The 18,688-nt window shown below is 68.3% G+C and carries 18 protein-coding genes; 11 read left to right on the top strand and 7 right to left on the bottom strand.

Annotated elements, in window-relative coordinates; translation table 11 throughout:
• Positions 1-11 precede the first annotated feature (11 nt).
• Together DYS74_RS07060 and DYS74_RS07055 are read left to right on the top strand one after the other, a co-directional pair.
• On the top strand, positions 12-2,060 hold the full coding sequence (locus tag DYS74_RS07060; protein WP_121532274.1) for a 4Fe-4S binding protein: 2,049 nt from the start codon (positions 12-14) through the stop codon (positions 2,058-2,060).
• Positions 2,057-2,914: an FAD:protein FMN transferase gene (locus DYS74_RS07055; protein ID WP_121532272.1), complete on the top strand. Its 858-nt coding sequence runs from the start codon at positions 2,057-2,059 to the stop codon at positions 2,912-2,914. The genes DYS74_RS07060 and DYS74_RS07055 overlap by 4 nt, the downstream gene beginning before the upstream one ends.
• Positions 2,915-2,943: 29 nt before the next feature.
• Here DYS74_RS07055 and DYS74_RS07050 read toward each other — a convergent pair whose 3' ends face one another.
• Both DYS74_RS07050 and pedF read right to left on the bottom strand, forming a co-directional pair.
• Positions 2,944-3,852 (bottom strand): substrate-binding periplasmic protein, encoded by a 909-nt coding sequence (locus DYS74_RS07050; RefSeq protein ID WP_121532270.1) that lies wholly within the window; start codon positions 3,850-3,852, stop codon positions 2,944-2,946.
• A gap of 3 nt (positions 3,853-3,855) precedes the next feature.
• Positions 3,856-4,545, bottom strand: coding sequence for a cytochrome c-550 PedF (gene pedF / locus DYS74_RS07045; RefSeq protein WP_121532268.1), 690 nt, complete (start codon positions 4,543-4,545; stop codon positions 3,856-3,858).
• Between the two features lie 205 nt (positions 4,546-4,750).
• On the opposite strand from pedF, the gene DYS74_RS07040 reads away from it, so the two are divergent.
• From DYS74_RS07040 to DYS74_RS07030, 3 genes are read left to right on the top strand one after another with little or no spacing between them, the layout of a single operon-like run.
• Positions 4,751-5,722 carry an ABC transporter substrate-binding protein gene (locus DYS74_RS07040; RefSeq protein WP_121532266.1) on the top strand — a complete coding sequence of 324 codons (972 nt, stop codon included), beginning with the start codon at positions 4,751-4,753 and terminating at the stop codon, positions 5,720-5,722.
• A gap of 4 nt (positions 5,723-5,726) precedes the next feature.
• A complete protein-coding gene (locus DYS74_RS07035; protein WP_121532264.1) occupies positions 5,727-6,539 on the top strand; it encodes an ABC transporter permease in 813 nt (270 codons plus the stop codon).
• Positions 6,536-7,156, top strand: a complete 621-nt coding sequence (locus DYS74_RS07030) for an ATP-binding cassette domain-containing protein (protein WP_121532262.1) — start codon at positions 6,536-6,538, stop codon at positions 7,154-7,156. The genes DYS74_RS07035 and DYS74_RS07030 overlap by 4 nt, the downstream gene beginning before the upstream one ends.
• Here DYS74_RS07030 and DYS74_RS07025 read toward each other — a convergent pair.
• Genes DYS74_RS07025 through DYS74_RS07005 form a run of 5 tightly spaced genes read right to left on the bottom strand, consistent with a single transcriptional unit; the run spans position 7,126 to position 11,209 of the window.
• A complete protein-coding gene (locus tag DYS74_RS07025; protein WP_121532260.1) occupies positions 7,126-7,905 on the bottom strand; it encodes an ABC transporter permease in 780 nt (259 codons plus the stop codon). The genes DYS74_RS07030 and DYS74_RS07025 overlap by 31 nt on opposite strands.
• Positions 7,902-8,621, bottom strand: a complete 720-nt coding sequence (locus DYS74_RS07020; RefSeq protein ID WP_121532258.1) for an ABC transporter ATP-binding protein — start codon at positions 8,619-8,621, stop codon at positions 7,902-7,904. The genes DYS74_RS07025 and DYS74_RS07020 overlap by 4 nt, the downstream gene beginning before the upstream one ends.
• The gene (locus DYS74_RS07015; RefSeq protein WP_121532256.1) at positions 8,614-9,060 is read right to left on the bottom strand and encodes a hypothetical protein; all 447 of its coding nucleotides are present in this window, start codon (positions 9,058-9,060) and stop codon (positions 8,614-8,616) included. Before DYS74_RS07015 ends, DYS74_RS07020 begins: the two co-directional genes overlap by 8 nt.
• A gap of 17 nt (positions 9,061-9,077) precedes the next feature.
• Positions 9,078-10,037 (bottom strand): YVTN family beta-propeller repeat protein, encoded by a 960-nt coding sequence (locus DYS74_RS07010; RefSeq protein WP_121532254.1) that lies wholly within the window; start codon positions 10,035-10,037, stop codon positions 9,078-9,080.
• Positions 10,034-11,209: an ABC transporter substrate-binding protein gene (locus DYS74_RS07005; RefSeq protein WP_121532252.1), complete on the bottom strand. Its 1,176-nt coding sequence runs from the start codon at positions 11,207-11,209 to the stop codon at positions 10,034-10,036. Before DYS74_RS07005 ends, DYS74_RS07010 begins: the two co-directional genes overlap by 4 nt.
• A 112-nt stretch (positions 11,210-11,321) precedes the next feature.
• Between DYS74_RS07005 and DYS74_RS07000 the strand changes: the two genes are divergently transcribed.
• The 6 genes from DYS74_RS07000 to DYS74_RS06975 all read left to right on the top strand — a co-directional run bounded on the left by DYS74_RS07000 (position 11,322) and on the right by DYS74_RS06975 (position 18,623).
• Positions 11,322-11,858, top strand: a complete 537-nt coding sequence (locus DYS74_RS07000) for a tetratricopeptide repeat protein (protein WP_121532250.1) — start codon at positions 11,322-11,324, stop codon at positions 11,856-11,858.
• A gap of 100 nt (positions 11,859-11,958) precedes the next feature.
• Positions 11,959-12,354 (top strand): c-type cytochrome, encoded by a 396-nt coding sequence (locus tag DYS74_RS06995; protein WP_121532248.1) that lies wholly within the window; start codon positions 11,959-11,961, stop codon positions 12,352-12,354.
• Positions 12,355-12,559: 205 nt separating this feature from the next.
• Positions 12,560-14,329, top strand: coding sequence for a PQQ-dependent methanol/ethanol family dehydrogenase (locus DYS74_RS06990; RefSeq protein ID WP_121532246.1), 1,770 nt, complete (start codon positions 12,560-12,562; stop codon positions 14,327-14,329).
• A 156-nt stretch (positions 14,330-14,485) separates the two neighbouring features.
• Complete coding sequence (locus DYS74_RS06985) at positions 14,486-15,196, top strand: response regulator (protein ID WP_121532244.1); 711 nt, start codon at positions 14,486-14,488, stop codon at positions 15,194-15,196.
• Between the two features lie 20 nt (positions 15,197-15,216).
• On the top strand, positions 15,217-16,389 hold the full coding sequence (locus tag DYS74_RS06980; RefSeq protein ID WP_121532243.1) for an FIST N-terminal domain-containing protein: 1,173 nt from the start codon (positions 15,217-15,219) through the stop codon (positions 16,387-16,389).
• Positions 16,386-18,623 (top strand): hybrid sensor histidine kinase/response regulator, encoded by a 2,238-nt coding sequence (locus tag DYS74_RS06975; RefSeq protein WP_245965220.1) that lies wholly within the window; start codon positions 16,386-16,388, stop codon positions 18,621-18,623. Before DYS74_RS06980 ends, DYS74_RS06975 begins: the two co-directional genes overlap by 4 nt.
• The last annotated feature ends 65 nt before the right edge of the window (positions 18,624-18,688 follow it).

Genomic DNA, 18,688 nt, shown 5'->3' with positions numbered 1-18,688 from the left:
AGGCTGACGCCATGATCCGCGCGTTTTTCATATGGTTCTTGCTCGCCACACCGCTGCTTGCGGCGCCGCTGACGCGTGACGCGCTCGAGCCGATGATCGTCGCGCCCTATGCGCTTGGCGCGCCGGTCAATGACAAGGGCGTCTGGACGCTGCTGAACTCGGGTGGCGGCGAGGCCGGATATGTGTTTGAAACCGGGCCTTTGGCGCCGCTTCCGGGATTTTCGGGCCAGCCCATCGACATGCTGGTGATGCTCGATCGCGAGGGGCGTTTCATCGACGTTCGGCTGGTCTCGCAAAACGAGCCGATCTTCGTTTCGGGGCTGGGCGAGGCCCCGTTCCGCGCCTTTCTCGAACAGTATCGCGGCCACGCGATCAGCGAGCCGCTGGTGGTGGGCACGCCCTATGGCTCGGGCGCGGCGGCCTCGGACAATGTCTATCTCGACGGGGTGACGAAGGCGACTGCCTCGGTCCGGATCGCGCATGAATCGATCCTGGCGGCCACGCTTGCCGTCGCGCGCGAGAAGATGCAGGGCATCTCGGCCGGACCGCCGCCGCGGCCGGACCCGGAACTGGATGAGGCACTCGACTGGAAAGATATTCTAAATCAGGGCCTTGTAACCCGTCTTGTGGTCACGGAAGGACAGCTTGATGCGGCGTTCGCCGGCACCCTCTGGGCCGGTGACGGTGCGGGCGGCGATCCGGACGCCCCCTTCATCGACCTCTATGCCGTCGACCTTGGCCCACCGTCGATCGCGCGCGCGGTGCTGGCGCCCGGGACCTTGGCCGAGGTGCAGCGTTTTGCCGCCCGTGCGCCCGACGACGAGCTCTATCTGCTGATCGAGGCCGGGCGGCACGGGCTGGTGTCCGAAGATTTCGTGCGCAACACCGCGCCGGACCGGATCTCGGCCACGCAGGACGGATTGCCGCTGGCGCTGCGCGATGCCGACATCTTGCCGGATCTTGCGAAGGACGTTCCGCAAGATCTTGGCGATGCAACGAAAATGATCGTCCGCCTAGACCGCCGTCTGGGCTTCGATCCGACGCGGGAGTGGCAGCTGTCGCTGCAGGCGGTGCGACTGCACGGTCAGTTCCAACCCGAGGTGGGCACGACGCATTTCACCGTGGCGCTGCAGACGCCCGAGCGCTTCTTCGTCCGGCCCGAAGCCCCGAAGCAGCTTTCGCCCTTTGGCGAGGCGTTGCGCAACCGGGCAACGGATCTGAAGGTTCTCGCCGGTTTTCTCACCGTGCTGATCGCGGTGCTGCTGGCGCAGTCGCGTCTGGCGGGGCTGCGCGCCTTCACCCCGGTGCGCCTGAGCATCCTGGCCTTCGTCATTGGATTCATTGGATTCTGGGGGCAGGGGCAGCTGTCCGTGGTGACGCTCCTTGCGGTTATCCGCGGCATGACGGCGGGCGGGCTCGAGGTGCTGCTCTACGATCCCTTCGGCCTGCTGGTCTGGGCCGCGGCGATCCTCGGCTTTCTGCTCTGGGGCCGCGGCTTCTTCTGCGGCTGGCTGTGCCCCTTTGGCGCGCTGCAGGAATTTGCGCATCATCTCGGGCGCTTGCTCCGCCTTCCTCAGGTGGAACCGCCGGCCAGCCTGGCGCGTGCGCTGCTCTGGACCGGCCCCGTGGCGCTCACTGCGCTGATCGCCGTTGCGATCGCGGCGCCCGAGCACGCCGAGACCGCCGCCGAGGTCGAGCCCTTCAAGACCGCGATCACCGTGCATTTCGACCGGCCCTGGCCCTATGTGCTGTGGGCGGGCGGCTGGCTTGCCGTCTCGATGGTCTGGTTCAAGGGCTTCTGCCGCTCGCTGTGCCCGCTCGGCGCGGCGATGCGGGTGGGCGGGCTCTTGCGGCTGCGGCGCTGGATCCCGCGGCGGGCGGAATGCGGCACGCCGTGCCAGCTGTGCCGCGTGCGCTGTCGCTACGGCGCCATCGCGAAGACCGGAGAGATCCGCTATTCCGAGTGTTTCCAATGCCTTGACTGCGTAAAGATCCATGACGATCCGGCCACCTGCGTGCCGCTTGTCCTGGCCGCGCGGCGTAACCGGAGGGCGACATGAAGCGACGGCGGTTCCTGCAGATCTGCGCCGGGGCGGCGCTGGCCGGCCAACCGGCCACGGCGAGCGAATGGCGAGGAGAAGCCTTCGGCGCAGATGTCTCCCTGAAGCTTGCGGGCGAGGCGCCGATGGCCACGGTGCTGGCCGAAATCGCGGCCATCGAGGCGAGTTTTTCGCTCTACCGCGACAGCGAGCTCACGCGCCTCAACGCCGCGGGCCACGGGCCGGGATCGGACCGGATGCGTACGGTTCTGGCCTGTGCCGCCCGGGTCCATGCGGCGACCGGCGGCACCTTCGACCCCACGGTTCAGCCGCTTTGGCAGGCGCTGGCGCGGGGCGAAGACGGCCGCGCAGAACGTGCCAGCATCGGGTTTGACCGCATTGAAATCGCGTCTGAAATTCGGCTTGGAACAGGGCAGGGGCTGACCCTCAACGGCATCGTTCAGGGCCATGCCGCCGACCGCATCGCCGCGCTGCTGGCGAAGGCCGGGCTGACCGATTGCCTGATCGACATGGGCGAGTATGCGGCACTTGGCGGCCCCTATCGGCTGGGCATCGAAGACCCGGCGGCAGGGATGCTCGGAACGCGCGAGATCGGTTCGGGCGGACCGCGGGCGATGGCGACCTCGAGCCCCGCGGCGCTGCCCCTGCCGGGCGGCAGCCATATCCTCGGGCCGCGGGGCGAGGCGCCGCACTGGTCCACCGTCAGCGTCGAGGGCGAAAGTGCCATGCTCTGCGATGCCGCCTCGACCGCTTTCGTGCTGATGGACGCACGCGCCATCGAAAAGGCCCGCGCCGAGCTAGGGCTCGGCGCGGTGACACTGATCGATTTCGATGGAAACCTGAGCGTGATCTGAGGGTTGCGAGACAGGGTTGAAACCCCGTCTCAGCGCTCCGGCGGGCGGAAATCGACGCCATATCCGGCGAAGATCGCGGCAATCCGGCCGTCTTCCAGCGCCGAGGCCACCGCATCGTCGACCGCATAGGCAAGCGGCCGATGCTGCAGCGAGATCGCCGCGCCGAGCGTCCATTTCGACTTCGCTAGCCCCAGAAGCGGCGGCTCATGCACCGCGAGCCCCGGTGCAAGGTTCGCATCGAGTTCCGCGCGCGGGCCCATCACCGCCATCACCTCATGCGCCGAAAGCCCTGCCATCGCGGCCGCCGTGCTCTTGTAGCGGTGCACCTTGTCGGCCGTCGCCCCATGCGCCACCGAGGTCAGGAAGAAATCCGAGATCGAGTCATTCTCGACCCCGACCGGATCGAAGCGGAACACCGCCGGCACCGGGCCCTTCTCGGGGTAATCCGCCGTGCCATAGGCGATCGCCAGCCGCTCGACCGCGTATTGGCCGGTGAACACCACCTGATCGAAACGGCACGCATATTCAACGTCATAGGGCACGTGCAGCATGACGTCGGAAACCCGGCCGCCGACCGTCGCGCCCTTGTAGACATAGTTCAGCAGATCGGCATCAAGCGTCTCGCTCGAGGTCACCAGACGGATGCGCGCCTTCACCCCGAGATCGGCGGCGATCAGATTGGCCAAGTCGACGTCGATGCCGCGCGGCGTGCCATCCTCCGACCAGGACCAGGGGCGGAAATCGTCGTAGAGCGCGAATTCCATCCAGCCGTCCTCGCGGATCTGGTCAAGCGAGCGGCCGATATCCTGCGCAAAGGTGTTTTGCGGCTTCTGATCCGGGGCGACACCCTTGCAGGCGGCATGGGCAAGGCCGGGCACAAGACCCAGCCCGCCCAGCACCGCCGCAAGAACCAGCCCCCGCCGCGTGAGACGGGCCATGGCTCACTCCGCCGCGGAGAGGCCGATGGTCAGCACCTCGGCGGCGTGCTTGAAGCTTGCCGGATCCGAGGTGAGGGCGGCGGCGGCGCGGCTGACCGCGCTGTCGGCCACCGGCGCCCCCGAAGCGGTGGCGACCTGCGAGGCGATCTCGCTCAGCTCGGCCTTGATCGCCGCCTCGTCGCCTTCGCCCTTCATCAGCTCGTCGCGGATCGCATGAAGCCGCGCCGAATGGGCATCAAGCGCGCCGTCCTCGGGACGGGTCTCGATATAGGTGCGGATCGCCCAGCCGGCCTTCTGCCCCAGAACCTCACCGAAGGCCGGCATCTTGGTGGTGCCGTTCTGGGTGAAGCCGTGCTGGAAACGCTCGACAAACCACTCGTCGCCGCTCTCGTTCGCCTCGAGATAGCGCAGGTCGGGGGCCAGACCGCCCGACACGGCGCCCAGACCGTGGCAGCGCGCACAGTTCTGGTTGAAGCCGGAATCGCCGATCTGCACGGCCTTGGCCCAGACCTCCTCGCCGGCCTTGTCGGCGCGATAGGGGTTCTCGGTCAGCCAGTCTTCGCCCACCTCGGGCAGGGCGTCGGTGTTCACCGGCTGCGGTGCCACATCGCCATGCGCCCAAAGCTGGACGGGGGCGATCAGCCCGGCCATCGTCAGTGCCGCCAGCAGGCGGCGGGTGCGGACATCGAGCATGTCTCCCTCCCTCTCGATCCTCGTGTTTCCCGACATAAGCTGCGTTGCGGCATCGCTGCCATTCGACCTTCGTCGGGATCTGCGGCGAGTCTGCCTGATCCGGGTGGGGCGGCGTATTGGCCATTGGTCTAATAGGCCCCGCACGGCCCGCCCCCTAGGGTGGGTGACGGAGGGCCCGCACCCTTGCGCGGGCGGGGAGGACAGGATGTTTCATCGGATTGGCCGCGTTTTTGCGGTGCTGGCGCTTGGCCTTGGCCTTGGCGCCGCCCAGGCTCAGGATCTGCCGGTGCTGACGGTGGCCGCGCTCGAGGGCGGCACGGTCAATTGGGAGCTCGACACCATCCGCCATTACGGGCTCGACCGGGCGGCGGGGTTCACCCTTGCGGTGATGCCGGTCGCGGGCAATCCGGCGGCGCAGGTGGCGCTGCAGGGCGGTACGGCCGATGCGATCGTGACGGACTGGTTCTGGGTCGCGCGGATGCGGGCGACGGGACAGGATTACCGCTTCCTGCCCTATTCGAAGGCGGTCGGCGGCATGTTCGTGCGCGCTGACAGCTCCGTCCAGGAAGTGACCGATCTGAAAGGGAAAAAGATCGGCATCGCGGGCGGGCCGCTGGACAAGAGCTGGCTCGTGCTGCGGGCCTGGGCACTGCAGGCGGGCGGCTTCGATCTGGCGAAGGAGACCGAGCAGGTCTTTGGCGCGCCGCCCTTGATCCTGCAGGCCGGGCTTTCGGGCGAGGTCGATGCGGCGATCAACTTCTGGCATTTCAACGCCAAGATGCAGGCCGCGGGGATGCGGCAGCTGATCTCGGTTGCCGAGGCGGCGCAGGCGCTTGGCCTTGATCCCGAAACGCCGCTGCTCGGCTATGTCGTCTCGGGAAAGCTGGTCGAGGAAAAGCCCGCGCTGGTTGCGGCGCTGGCGCAGGCCTCGCGCGCGGCGAAGGCGCGGCTTGCCACGGATGACACCGCCTTCGACCGGCTGCGGCCGCTGATGAAGGCGCAGGACGACGCGCAATATGCGGCGCTGGTCGCGGGCTATCGTGCCGGCATTCCGGCACCGGGCCCGGTCGACGAGGCGGCGGCGGCGAAGATGTTCGCGCTGATGGCGGTGCTGGGCGGGGCCGATCTTGTGGGCCCGGCGACGGCGCTGCCGCCCGGCGTGTTCCTGCCGGACTGAGCCGATGAGCAGCGTCGCACGCACAGGGCTGGCCCGGACGGCGCGCAGCGAGGTGCCGAAACCGCCCTCGCTGCGCGGCCTGTTCCGCGTGCTGGCCTCGCTGGCCGTGCTGGTGCTGCTCTGGGCCGGGCTGTCGGCGCTTCTCGCCGATCCGCTGCGCGCGCCCGGGCCACAGCAGGTGCTGCCGGCGCTCTGGCAGGGGATCGTCTCGGGGGCGATCCTGCCCGATCTGGCCGCCACGTTGCGCCGCGTCGGGCTGAGCTTTGTGCTCGCCATGGCGGCGGGGACGGCGGCGGGAATCGTCCTTGGCCTGATGCCGCGGCTCGACCGCTGGCTCGATCCGTGGCTCACCGTCTTCAACACCATCCCGGCGCTGGTCACCATCGTGCTGTGCTACCTCTGGATCGGGCTGAACGAGAGCGCGGCGATCGCCGCGGTGGCGCTGAACAAGGTGCCGCTCGTCACGCTGATGCTGCGCGAGGGGGTGCGGGTGCTCGACGCGGACCTGGCCGCGATGGCACAGGTCTACCGGATGGGGTGGCTTGCACGGCTGCGCCACATCGTCCTGCCGCAACTGGTGCCGCATCTGGTGTCGGCGGCGCGCGCGGGGCTGGCGCTGATCTGGAAGATCGTGCTGGTGGTCGAGTTCCTGGGACGCTCGGACGGCATCGGGTTCCGCCTTCACCTCGACTTCCAGGTGTTTGATATCACAGGGGTTCTGGCGAATGCTCTGGCCTTCGTCGCGGTCATGCTGGCGCTCGAGGCGCTGCTGATCGCGCCGCTCGCGGCGCGCGCCGCAAGATGGAGGACGCAATGATCGCCCTCGATCTGACCGCGAAAAGTTTCGGTGCGACCCAGGTGCTCGGCCCGATGCGGCTGCGCGTCGAGCCGGGCGAGGTGCTGGGCATCTCGGGCCCCTCGGGGGCCGGCAAAAGCACGCTGCTGCGCATCCTCGCGGGCATCGACCGCCGCTTCGAGGGGGGGCTCGAGGCGCCGGGCCGCCGCGCCATGGTGTTCCAGAGCCCGACGCTGATGCCCTGGCGACGGGTGATCGACAATGTCACGATCCCGACCGGCGCCACGACAGCCGAGGCCGCCGAGATGCTCGCCCGCGTCGGCCTTGCTGGGCTGGAGCGGCGCTGGCCCGGACAGCTTTCACTCGGTCAGGCACGGCGGGTGGGGATTGCACGCGCCTTCGTCGGGCGCCCCGAACTCCTGATCCTCGACGAGCCCTTCGCCTCGCTCGATGCCGAGCGGATCGAGGATCTGCTTGCCCTCACCGCCGCGCTGATCGCCGAGACCCGGCCGGCCGTGGTTTTGGCGTCGCATGCCGAGCACGAACTTGCGACGCTTGCCACCCGCCGCGCGCGGCTGGACGGCCGGCCGGCGCGGCTGATCGAGGATCAGCGCGAGCGGGTGCGGGCGGGCTCGTAACCCAGGAGCGCCAGCCCGAAGAAGAGGGCGAAGGCCAGCACCGTCCAGCCAAGCGCGGCAAGGTTCAGCTGACCGTAGAGCGCAAAGCGCACAAGCTCGACCGCATGGGTGAAAGGGTTGATTTCACAAAGGGTTGCAAGGAGAGGTGAACTCTCCTGCATCTTCCACAGCGGGTAGAGCGCGGTTGACAGGAAGAACATCGGGAAGATCACGAAATTCATCACCCCGGCGAAGTTTTCAAGCTGGCGGATACGGGCCGAGAGGAACAGCCCGAGCGCGCCCAGCATGATCCCGGCCAGCGCCAGCGCGGGCAGCGCGGCAAGGTATCCAACGGCGCTGAACTTCAGGCCATAAAACCATGCGATCCCAAGGAAAACCGCCACCTGCAGCAGCCCGACCATGGCCCCGGCCAGCAATTTCGCGCCGAGCAGGAACCAGCGCGGCCAGGGTGCCGTCAGCATCAGCCGCATCGTGCCGCTTTCGCGATCGTTCACCAGCGAGAGCGAGCTCTGCATCCCGGAAAACAGCAAGATCATCCCGCAAAGCCCTGGAACGATGTAGGTTTCATAGCTGATATAGGTCTTGTATGGCGGGATGATCGACAGACCGAGTGCCGCCCGGAACCCCGCGGCGAAGACAAAAAGCCAGACCAGTGGCCGCACCAGCGCGGCGAAGAAACGCTCGCGCTGCGTGACGAATCGGGCAAGCTCGCGGGTAATGATGGCGCGGGCGGCGATCAGGGCCTTCATGCGGCGGCTCCGGTCCGGGCGAGGAACCACTCGGCCAAGGGGGTCGCGCCGGTGACGGCATCGACCCGGCCGGCAGCGGCAACGCGGCCCTGATGCAAGAGCACAAGGTCATCGTCCGGGTGCAGCTCGTCCACCAGATGCGTCGCCCAGAGCACCGAGATCCCCTCGGCGGTCAGCGCATGGACATGGGCGGTGATCGCGGCGCGGGCCGGGGCGTCGAGGCCCACGGTCGGCTCGTCAAGCAGCAGGAGCCGCGGCGCATGGATCAGCGCGCGGGCGATCTCCATCCGCCGCCGATGCCCGCCGTTCAGTGCCGCGACCTTCTCGCCGGCGCGCTCCTCCATCCCCAGCCGGGCCAGCGAGGTGGCGATCCGTTCCCGCGCCTCCGCTCCGGAAAGCCCCTGCAAGGCCGCGAAATACTTGAGATTTGCGAAGACGGAGCGGTCGAGGTCATAGGTCGGCGCCTGATAGACCACACCGATCCGGGCCAGCGCCGCACGCGGGCTGCGGCCAAGGTCGTGGCCGCCCACGCTGACGACGCCGGGGGCCGGTCGGATCAGCCCGGTCAGCACCGCCATCAGCGTCGACTTGCCCGCGCCATTGGGGCCGAGGAGCGCACAGAACCGCCCCTCGGGCACGGCGAAGGACACGTCGCGCAGCGCCGGCTTGCGGCCCCAGTCGTGGCTCAGCCCGGCGACGCGCAACGCTTCAGTCAATGGTGATCTCCAGCCGCTGCTCGGCGCCGGAGGAGCCGGGAATGGCCAGGCTGTAATGCCCGGGCTTCACCGCGACGAAGCCGATCTCCATCGTGCCGGCGCGGTCGAACTCGATTGAATGCAGGCCCATCGGGCGGACCTCCAGCCCCTTGATGACGACCTCGTCGACCCAGATCGCGCGGAAGAAATCGGCACCGGAAAGGCCAATCTCGCCAGAGCCATCGGCGGTGATCTTCACCTCGTAGTAATGGCCCGACTTGAGCGCCCAGGGGCCGCCGAGCGGCTCGCCCACCGAGAGGATCACCTCGGGCAGCTCGGACTTGTTCGGGCCAGCGAGCAGGCCCGCCGGCGGCGCGGCATCGTCGTCATCGTCCTCGGCAAGCGCAGGATGGGCGAGCATCAGGCTCAGAAAGCACATCAGGAAAGCAATGGAACGCATTGAAATACCTTTCTTCGTCAGGGAGTCTGGCGCGCGGCAGCGCCCCAGGGGAAGCGGCCGACCTTGATCGTCGCGACGGGCTCGAGGCTTGCCACGTCGATCACCGTCACGTCACCCGAAACGCCGTTGGTGGTGAAGAGCCTGGTCTGATCGGGCGAGAACGCCATGTGCCAGACGCGGCGGCCGACGAGGATGTAGCGCTCGACCGTCAGCGTCTTCGCATCGACCACGGCGATGTGGTTCGCCGGGCCGAGGGCAACAAAAACCTTCGTCGCATCGGGCGAGAAGAGCATCCCCACCGGCTGGATCTTTTCGGCCCGCACCCCCTTGATCGCGAAGGAGATCTTGCCTTTCTCGACCTGCGTCGCGGCATCGAACACCGCAACCGTGCCGCCGATTTCCGAACTCACCCAAAGCTCGGATCCGTCGGGGCTGAACTCGGCGTGTCGGGGGCGCGAGTCGACCAGAGAATTCGCAATGATCTTGTGGGTTTGCGTGTCGATCCAATGGGCCATGTTGGTGGTTTCCGAGGTCGTCACCTGGACCTTGCCATCGGGCGAGATGCCCATGCCCTCGGGCTCGACGCCGACGTCGATCTGCGCCACCACCTTGCGGGTCTGGGTGTCGACCACCGTCGTCACCGCGTCATTCTCGTTCGCGATGTAGAGAAGCCGGTCATCGGGGGCGAGGACGAACTGTTCGGGATCGTCGCCCGAGGGCAGATCGTGCAGCACGGTGCCGGTGTCGGGGTCGATCACCTGCACCGCATTGCTGTCCGAGGCGCAGACGTAGAGGTATTTGAAATCCTTTGAAAAGGTGACGCCGCGGGGGCGTTCGCCGATGGGATAGGTCGCGGTCACCGCCAGCGTGTCGACGTCGATCACGCTCAGCGTGTCGTCCATCTCGTTCGTCACCCAGATCTCGTCAGCGAGGGCCGGCGAGGCGAGCAGGGTGGTCAGCAACAGGGTCCGGATCATTTCGCGCCTCCGAAGGCAGTGCATTGGGTTTCGGGCCGGTCGGGGCCGAGGGTGTCGAGCTCGTTCGTGGCGTGCAGGAAGCCCTCGAACGGCGCCTGCGCCACCACGGCGCGCTCTGTGACGATCGGGATCGGCTGGCGCAGCTGGCCATCCCAGTCGCGAAAGCCGAGCGGGCGGCCGAGAAAGCCGCCGATGCGGGCCTTGTCGGAAAGGAGGTAGCCGCGCAGCGTGGCGGCATCGGTGGCCTTGGTGCGCGTCGCGGCCTCACCGATTGCGGCAATGGCGACCCAGGCGGCATAGTCGTCGGCACTCATCTCGCGTCCGGCCAGGTCGCGAAAGCGGTTTTGCAGCTGCGCGGCGCCGTTCTGTTCGACCACGCCGGCCCAGCCGACGGGCTTTGCCCCCTCGGAGCCCGCCAGCGGGCGCGGCAGCCAGGTGTTATAGGCGACATAGCGGGCGAAATCGCCGGGCTCGTCCGCCACCAGCAGCAGGTCATGCTCGGGCAGGTCCTGGGTGAAAAGCGGCACCTCGGCGGCGGCGGCGCGGCGCATGTTGGCGTCGAAATCCCAGGTCTTCTCGGCGGCGAGCGACAGGCCGAATTTCGTCAAAGATGCCCGCAGCGCCGCGGCATAGGCGCGGTCCTCGGGCAGCGTGCCCTCGATCATCGCCAGATGCGTCCAGCGCTTCGTCACGATGAACTGCGCCAGCGCATCGGTGCGCATCGCATAGGAGGGCAGGGTGTGCAGCACATTCGCCCGGCAATCGGTGCCGCGCAGCGCCTCATCCGGCGCATCGGTGTTGAAGATCAGCGCGCCCCGCGCCTCGGGCAGATCGGCCAGCGCCAGCAGATCGGCCGCGGGCGCGCGCACGACGAGAACCCGCGCACCGTCGGCCAGCGCCGCCCTGGCCGCGGGCAGGAAGTCCGCCTCGGGCGGCACCACGGTCTCGACCAGCCGATACTCCTGCCCGGTGAACTTGCCGGTCGTGGCAATGTCGGCCAGCGACAGCCGCGCACCATCAAGGCCAAGCGTCGCGGGCTCGGCCTGCATGTTCGACAGCACCGGCGGCGGCACGACCTGCCGCTCGAGCCAGTCGATCCGCAGCATCTCTGCCTGCGCCCCGGTCGCGCCCGCAAGCCCGCCGGCCAGCACTCCTGCCAGCATCCGTTTCATGACGTCCTCCCTCCGGCCAAGGTGGGCGGGCCGGTCGCGCCCCCGCAATACGACCAATGTCTAGGTCGGGCGCGGACCCGCGCGCGCTAGGCTGGAGGCAGGAGGACTCGCGATGAAGACATGGATGCTTGCAGCGATCACCTCGGCGCTGGCGCTGCCGGGCTTCGCCGAGGAACCCGGGGGCGATCTGAACCCCGAGGAGCTGACGATCGAGCGGGTGCTGCGCGACGTCGGCCGCGGCGAGACCTCGATGACGAATTGCGCGACGGGCTATTTCATCACCAAGTCGGGCCGCCATGTCGAGGCGCGCGGCCTGTTCGAGCGCTGCGCCGCGGATGGCTGGACCGGGGCGATGACCTGGATGAGCCAGCTTGACGACAACGGGCTTGGCGGGCCGCTCGATCCGCAGGCGGCGGCCGAATGGGACCGGCAGGCGGCCGAGGCGGGCGACCCGGTCGGCGCCTTCAACTTCGGGCTCGACCTGATGCGCGGGCGCGGTGTGGCGCGCGACGAGGCGCGGGGCAGGGCGATGGTCGACCGCGCCGCCGAGGCGGGGCTGCCGGTGGCGCGCCGGCTGCAGGGCGCAGACTATGACCTCGACGAGGTGACCCCCGACGCGGACAACTGGAAATATGCGCCGCTGTCGTGAGAACCGCGACCAAAGTCGCATGACGGGTTTGACCTGCATCAAGCCCGGAGGTGGCGTCCCCGACCTAACCTTCCCCCAGCTCAGACACAGGAGAAAGCGCATGTTCCCCAAAGCCTTCGGCGCCGCAGCGGCGCTGTGCCTCGCGGCCCTTGGCGGCGCCGCCACGGCGGCCGACACCACCGACGCGGTGAAGATCGCCGCCGGCAAGGCCTATTTCGACAGCACCTGCCATCGCTGCCACTCGGTCGATGCCGACAAGAAGAGCTATGGCCCGCTGCTTGACGGTGTGGTCGGCCGCCGCGCCGGCACCTTCCCGGGCTATCCCTATTCCGAGGCGCTGCAGAAGGCGGGCTTTGTCTGGACGCCCGGCGCCCTGCGGGCCTGGATGGAGGCGAACGACAAGTTCGTGCCGGGGACCAAGATGCGCCATGTCGGCATCGAGGATCCGACGGTGCAGGACTTCATCGTCACCTATCTCGCAAGCCTCAAGAAATAAGGGATATTTCCTGGCCTCAGGGGCGTGCGCGGAATCTCCGCGCGCGCCCCCTTTTGCATCTGCCGCCCCCCGTCCGGGGGTCGTAAGACCAATGGACAATATACCTCTCGCGCCGCTCACCGATACTTGAACCCGAGTCCGCTCCCGGTGCGCAGTGCCCGGCCGGCGGGCAGGGAGTGATCGGGAGATCGGGAGGACGACTGCGATGAACCGTTTTGTTCTGGCCACGGTGCTGGCCATCACCTGTCTCGGCACGGCGGCCATGGCCGGCGTGACCGAGGAGGACCTGCTGAAGGATCAAGAAAGCACCGAGAACGTGCTGACCAACGGGATGGGGCGCAACCTGCAGCGCTACAGCCCGCTCGAGATCCTGAACAAGGACAACGTCAAGAACCTGGTGCCGGCCTGGGCGTTCTCGCTGGGGGGCGAGAAGCAGCGCGGCCAGGAAAGCCAGCCGCTCGTCTACGACGGGATGATGTACATCACCGGCTCGTATTCGCGCATGTATGCGATCGACCTGAAGACCGGCAAGGAAGTCTGGCAATATGACGCCCGCCTGCCCGAGGGCATCCTGCCCTGCTGCGACGTCATCAACCGCGGCGCGGCGATCTTCGGCGACAACATCTATTTCGGCACGCTCGACGCGCGCATCCTCGCGCTCGACCTGAAGACCGGCAAGGTCAAGTGGAACAAGAAGATCGCCGATTACAAGGAGGGATACTCCTACACCGCGGCGCCGCTGATCGTGAACGGGCTCGTCGTCACCGGCAACTCGGGCGGTGAATTCGGCATCGTCGGCGAAGTGCAGGCGCGCGATGCCGAGACCGGCGAGCTGGTCTGGACCCGGCCGATGATCGAAGGCAACATGGGCACCTACATGGGCAAGGAAAGCACCATGACGGGCACGCTCAACGCGACCTGGCCGGGCGACATGTGGAAGACCGGCGGCGGCGCGACCTGGCTGGGCGGCTCCTATGACGCCGACACCGACACGCTGATCTTCGGTGCGGGCAACCCGGCGCCCTGGAACAGCCACCTGCGCAACGCCGGCACGCCGGTCGAGGGCAACAAGGGCGACAACCTCTATGCCGCCAGCCGCGTCGGCATCGACCCGAAGACCGGCGAGATCAAGTGGCACTTCCAGACCACGCCGCGCGAGGGCTGGGACTTCGACGGCGTGAACGAGGTCGTGGGCTTCGTCGACAAGGACGGCAACAAGCGCTACGCCACTGCCGACCGCAACGGCTTCTTCTATGTTCTGAACCGCGCGGACGGCAAGTTCGTCTCGGCCCATCCCTTCGTCAAGGAAATCAACTGGGCCAAGGGCATCGATGAGAACGGCCGGCCGATCTACAACGAGGAAAACCGCCCCGGCGCCCCCGATGCCGCGGCCGAAGGCGGCAAGGGGCAGCAGGTCTTCGCCGTGCCCTCGTTCCTTGGTGGCAAGAACTGGATGCCGATGGCCTACAACCAGAAGACCGGCCTGTTCTACGTGCCCTCGAACGAATGGGGCATGGACATCTGGAACGAACCGATCAGCTACAAGAAGGGCGCGGCCTATCTGGGCGCGGGCTTCACCATCAAGCCGCTGTTCGAGGATTACATCGGCTCGCTGAAGGCGATGGACCCGAACACCGGCGAGGTGAAGTGGGAATACAAGAACGGTGCGCCGCTCTGGGGTGGCGTGATGTCGACCGCGGGTGGCCTTGTCTTCACCGGCACCCCCGAGGGTGAATTCATCGCCTTCGACGCCGACACCGGCGAGAAGCTGTGGTCGTTCCAGACCGGCTCGGGCATCGTCGGCCAGCCGATCACCTGGGAACAGGACGGCGAGCAATATGTCTCGGTCATGTCGGGCTGGGGTGGCGCGGTGCCGCTCTGGGGCGGCGAGGTCGCGAAGAAGGTGAACTACCTGAACCAGGGCGGCATGGTCTGGACCTTCAAGCTGCCGAAGCAGCTCGCCTCGGCGAACTGATCGTCACGAGTGGCCTTGGTTGGGGGGCGCGGGGGAAACCTCGCGCCCTTTCCGGTGCCGGGCGCTCCGACCAAAGGACAGTATGGCGCGCGGGCGGGGCTTGCTAGGGTGAAGACAAGCCCGCAAGATCGGGAAAGAAGACCACAGGATCGCAAGATGACCCATTCCGCGCCGGCCCAACATCGTGGCGATTTCCGCTCGGCCCTGATCGTCGACGACCATCCGCTGTTCTGCGATGCGCTCGGCATGACGCTGCAGGCGGTGGCGGGGATCGAGGAGATCGCCCAGGCCGACCGGCTGTCGGTGGCGCTCGAGCGGATCGAGGGGCAGGGGCCGCGCCCCGATGTCATCGTGCTCGACCTCAACCTGCCCGACGTGAACGGGCTCGAGGGGCTGATGAGCCTGCGCGCGGCGGCGCCCGATCTGCCGATCGTCGTCGTCTCCTCGGTCGACGAGCCGCGGGTGATCCGCTCGGCGATCCTCGCGGGCGCGGCGGGCTTCGTGCCCAAGCATTCGAAGCGCGAGCTCTTCCGCGCGGCCTTTGCCGCGATCGCGCGGGGCGAGACCTTCGTGCCCGAAAGCACCGGCGAGACGCTCGCCGAGGGCAACGGGATGACGCCGCAGGACGAGGCGATCCGCCGGCTCAGCGCGCTCACCCGGCAGCAGGCGAACATCCTCGAGCAGATCTGCGCCGGCAAGATGAACAAGCAGATCGCCTATGACCTCTCGATCGCCGAGACCACGGTCAAGGCCCATGTCACCGCGATCATGCGCAAGCTCGGCGTCTACAGCCGCACCCAGGCGGTGCTTCTGGCACGCGAGGCGCAGACCACCGGGGCATTGCCCGGAAGCTGGCAATCGCGCTAGGCTGGCCCGGGGAGGAGCCCATGCCTGAGAAACCGAACGCCCGTGACGGTGCGCCGGGGCCATTGCCGTGCCCGGTGTCCGCCTCGGCCCCCGCCGGGGCCGAGAACCTGATCGCGCGGCTGGCCTGCGGCCTTGGCCCCGGCCCCTTCGCGCAGGTCTTCCTGTTCGCCAGCCCCGCCGCCGATCTGGGCGCCCTGTGCGCTGAAGCCGAGGCGGCCTTTCCGCGCGCCCTTGTCTGCGGCTGCACCACGGCGGGCGAGCTGACCGGGGCGGGCTATGACGAGGGGCAGGTGGTGGCCTTCGCGCTGCCGCAGGCGGGCTTCGAGGTCGAGATGCTGCTGATCGAGAACCTCGACCGGCTCGACCCGAAGGCGCTGATCGGCGAGGTGCTGCGCGCCCGTCAGGGGCTGGGCCGGCGCGCGGGCGCGGCGATCCACGAATTCGCGGTGCTGCTGGTCGACGGGCTCTCGGGCGAGGAGGACCGGCTGGTCGCCCAGCTGTCGGGCGCGCTTGGCGCGGTGCCGATCGTCGGCGGTTCGGCGGGCGATGGCGGTGCCTTCCGCCGCACCGAGATCTGCGCGCGGGGCAGGGTGCTTGGCAATGCCGCGGTGCTCAGCCTGGTGCGCTCGTCCTGCGCGGTGCAGCCGTTCTCGCTCGATCACCTGCAGCCCACCGGGCGGCGGATGGTGGTGACCGGCGCCGATCCGGCGCGCCGCGTCGTCACCCGGATCAACGACGAGCCCGCGGCGCAGGAATATGCGCGCCTGCTGGGCCTTGCACCCGAACAGCTGTCGCCCTTCGTCTTCGCCTCGCACCCGGTGCTGGTGCGCGCGGGCGGGCGCCACCATGTGCGCGCGATCCAGTCGGTCGGACCCGACGGCGCGCTGATCTTCTTCGCCGCGATCGCCGAGGGGCTGGTGCTGACGCTGGCCGAACCCACCGACATCGCCGAGCACCTCGAGCGCGAGCTGGCGGCCCTCGCGCGCGACGGCGCGCCCTCGGCGATCCTCGGCTTCGACTGCATCTTCCGCCGGATCGAGGCGACGGCGCGGCAGCGGGTGCGGGCGGTCTCGGAAACGCTCGCGCGGCACCATGTCACCGGCTTCTCGACCTATGGCGAACAGATCGGCGCGATGCATGTGAACCAGACGATGACCGGCCTTGCCTTCTTCCCGCCCGGAGAGACGCGATGAGCGGGCAGGGGATGGACGCCGATCTGGCGCTCTCGCTGGTCGATCCGGCCGACAGTCTGGCGCGGCAGAACGAAAAGCTGCTGACCATCGCCGGCGCGCTGATCCGCCATGCCGAGGAGATGACCGAGGACCGCGGCGCCGGCTTTGCCCAGTTCCAGCGCGCCGCGATGCTGGAGGAACAGGTGCGCGAGCGCACCCGCGACCTCGAACGCGCGCTGGACCTGCTGAACGCCTCGAACGCGCGGCTCGCCGATGCCAATCGCGAGACCGAGACGACGCGGCAGAACCTCGCCGCCGCGGTCGAGACGCTGCACGAGGGCTTTGCGCTCTTCGACAGCAACGAAATCCTCGTCATGTGCAACACGCGCTTCAATGCGCTCTTGCCCGATATCCGCGACCAGCTGGTGCCGGGGCTGCATTTCTCGGACTATCTGCGCACCGCCGCCAGCTCGCGCCACCTGGGCATGGCCGACGGCATGACGCCGGAGACCTGGATCGAGATGCGCCAGCTGCGCCACGAGCAGCACCATTTCATCCTGACCCAGAGAATGGGCGAGGACCGCTGGGTGCAGGTCTCGGAACACCGCACCCAGGACGGCGGCACGGTGATCCTGCAGACCGAGGTGACCGACCTGATCCGCGCCGAGCGGCGCGAGCGGGGGCGGATGCTCGACGATCAGGCGGCGGTCTTGCGCGCCACGCTCGAGCACCTGAACCTCGGCGTGTGCATCTTCGACGCGCGGCTGCATCTGCTGGGCTGGAACGGGAAGATGGCCGATTTCCTGACCCTGCCGCGCAACCGGCTGCGCGCGGGGATGCATTTCGACACGCTGCTCGAACAGGTGCGCAACCAGTTCATCTTCCCGAACGGGCTCAGCGCCTATCGGCTGGCCGACTGGGTGCGCCGCGCGCGCCGGCGCGACCATTTCCAGATGGAGGTGCGCCACGAGGGCGGGCAGATCTACGAGATCTTCGCGCAGGAGCTGCCCGACGGCGGCTTTGTGATCTCGCTCGCCGATGTCACCGCGGAACGGTCCGCCCTCGCCGCGCTCGAGCGCGCGAACGAGACGCTCGAGGCCCGGGTGGCCGAGCGCACGCTCGAACTCGAGGATGCGCTCGAACGGGCAGAGCGGGCGAATGCCTCGCGCTCGCGCTTCGTCGCGGCGGCCAGCCACGACCTGTTGCAGCCGCTCTCGGCAGCCAAGCTCTATCTGACCTCGCTTGGCGATGACGCGATCAGCCCGACGGCGCGCGGCACGCTGGAAAAGGCGCAGAACGCGCTTCTGTCGGTCGAGGGCATCCTTGGCGCGCTTCTCGACATCTCGCGCCTGGAATCGGGCCGGGTCGCGGTCGACATGGCACCGGTGGCACTCGGCCCGATGTTTCGCGCACTCGCCGACGAATTCACCCCGATCGCCGCGCTGAAGGGGATCGAGCTGGTGATCCGGCCGACCGAGGCCGTGGTGATCTCCGACCGGGCCTATCTGCGGCGGATCCTGCAGAACCTGATCTCGAACGCGATCCGCTATACCGAGCACGGCCGCGTCGCGGTGCTGACGCGCCGGCGCGGCACGATGCTGCGCGTCGAGGTGCGCGATAGCGGCACAGGCATCGCCGAGGAGGATCAGGAGCTGATCTTCCGCGAGTTCCACCGGCTGAACGCCCATGCCTCGGCCTCCGAGGGGATGGGGCTTGGCCTGGCGATCGTCGAGCGCGCCGCGGCGGTGCTGGGCCATCCGCTCGGCCTGCGCTCGGCACCGGGCTGCGGCTCGACCTTCAGTGTCGGGCTGCAACCGGTGGCGGGCCCGGTGCCGCGGCCCGAGGGGGCGGCGGTGTCCGTCGAGGCGCGCGACATGGAGACGCGCGATCTGCTCGTGCTGCTGGTCGAGAACGACGCGGCGCTCGCCGGCGCGATGGTGCAGCTTTTGGAGAAATGGGGGGTGACGGTGCTGGATGTGGCGAGCGGTGAAGAGGCGCTCGAGCTGATCGATGCGACCGGGGTCGAGCCGGACATCTGCCTGATCGACTTCCAGCTTGGCGACGGGATCGACGGGCTCGACTGCCTGAGCGGTCTGCGGGCCCGGCTGGGCGACGTGCCGGCGCGGATCGTCACCGCCGACCGCAGCGAGGCGCTGCAACGCCGGGCAACGGCGATGGGGGCGCAGATCATGGCGAAACCGATCCCGCCGTCGGAACTGGCGGCGGTTCTGTTCGGTCGCCAAAGACGCGGCTGAGCCTGTCGCAGGGGCCGTTTTTGTGGCGCGCCCAATTAGCCAATAATCGGTATTATGTAAATTCA

It is taken from the genome of Paenirhodobacter hankyongi (assembly GCF_003664585.1).
Classification (GTDB): domain Bacteria; phylum Pseudomonadota; class Alphaproteobacteria; order Rhodobacterales; family Rhodobacteraceae; genus Rhodobacter; species Rhodobacter hankyongi.
The sequence above is the reverse complement of the archived record's forward strand: the minus strand, read 5'-3'. Positions and strand labels throughout refer to the sequence as shown.

Coding starts and splice junctions, on each gene's coding strand:
- DYS74_RS07060 (WP_121532274.1), top strand. CDS start 12: ATGATCCGCGCGTTTTTCATATGGTTCTTGCTCGCCACACCGCTGCTT.
- DYS74_RS07055 (WP_121532272.1), top strand. CDS start 2,057: ATGAAGCGACGGCGGTTCCTGCAGATCTGCGCCGGGGCGGCGCTGGCC.
- DYS74_RS07050 (WP_121532270.1), bottom strand. CDS start 3,852: ATGGCCCGTCTCACGCGGCGGGGGCTGGTTCTTGCGGCGGTGCTGGGC.
- pedF (WP_121532268.1), bottom strand. CDS start 4,545: ATGCTCGATGTCCGCACCCGCCGCCTGCTGGCGGCACTGACGATGGCC.
- DYS74_RS07040 (WP_121532266.1), top strand. CDS start 4,751: ATGTTTCATCGGATTGGCCGCGTTTTTGCGGTGCTGGCGCTTGGCCTT.
- DYS74_RS07035 (WP_121532264.1), top strand. CDS start 5,727: ATGAGCAGCGTCGCACGCACAGGGCTGGCCCGGACGGCGCGCAGCGAG.
- DYS74_RS07030 (WP_121532262.1), top strand. CDS start 6,536: ATGATCGCCCTCGATCTGACCGCGAAAAGTTTCGGTGCGACCCAGGTG.
- DYS74_RS07025 (WP_121532260.1), bottom strand. CDS start 7,905: ATGAAGGCCCTGATCGCCGCCCGCGCCATCATTACCCGCGAGCTTGCC.
- DYS74_RS07015 (WP_121532256.1), bottom strand. CDS start 9,060: ATGCGTTCCATTGCTTTCCTGATGTGCTTTCTGAGCCTGATGCTCGCC.
- DYS74_RS07010 (WP_121532254.1), bottom strand. CDS start 10,037: ATGATCCGGACCCTGTTGCTGACCACCCTGCTCGCCTCGCCGGCCCTC.
- DYS74_RS07005 (WP_121532252.1), bottom strand. CDS start 11,209: ATGAAACGGATGCTGGCAGGAGTGCTGGCCGGCGGGCTTGCGGGCGCG.
- DYS74_RS07000 (WP_121532250.1), top strand. CDS start 11,322: ATGAAGACATGGATGCTTGCAGCGATCACCTCGGCGCTGGCGCTGCCG.
- DYS74_RS06995 (WP_121532248.1), top strand. CDS start 11,959: ATGTTCCCCAAAGCCTTCGGCGCCGCAGCGGCGCTGTGCCTCGCGGCC.
- DYS74_RS06990 (WP_121532246.1), top strand. CDS start 12,560: ATGAACCGTTTTGTTCTGGCCACGGTGCTGGCCATCACCTGTCTCGGC.
- DYS74_RS06985 (WP_121532244.1), top strand. CDS start 14,486: ATGACCCATTCCGCGCCGGCCCAACATCGTGGCGATTTCCGCTCGGCC.
- DYS74_RS06980 (WP_121532243.1), top strand. CDS start 15,217: ATGCCTGAGAAACCGAACGCCCGTGACGGTGCGCCGGGGCCATTGCCG.
- DYS74_RS06975 (WP_245965220.1), top strand. CDS start 16,386: ATGAGCGGGCAGGGGATGGACGCCGATCTGGCGCTCTCGCTGGTCGAT.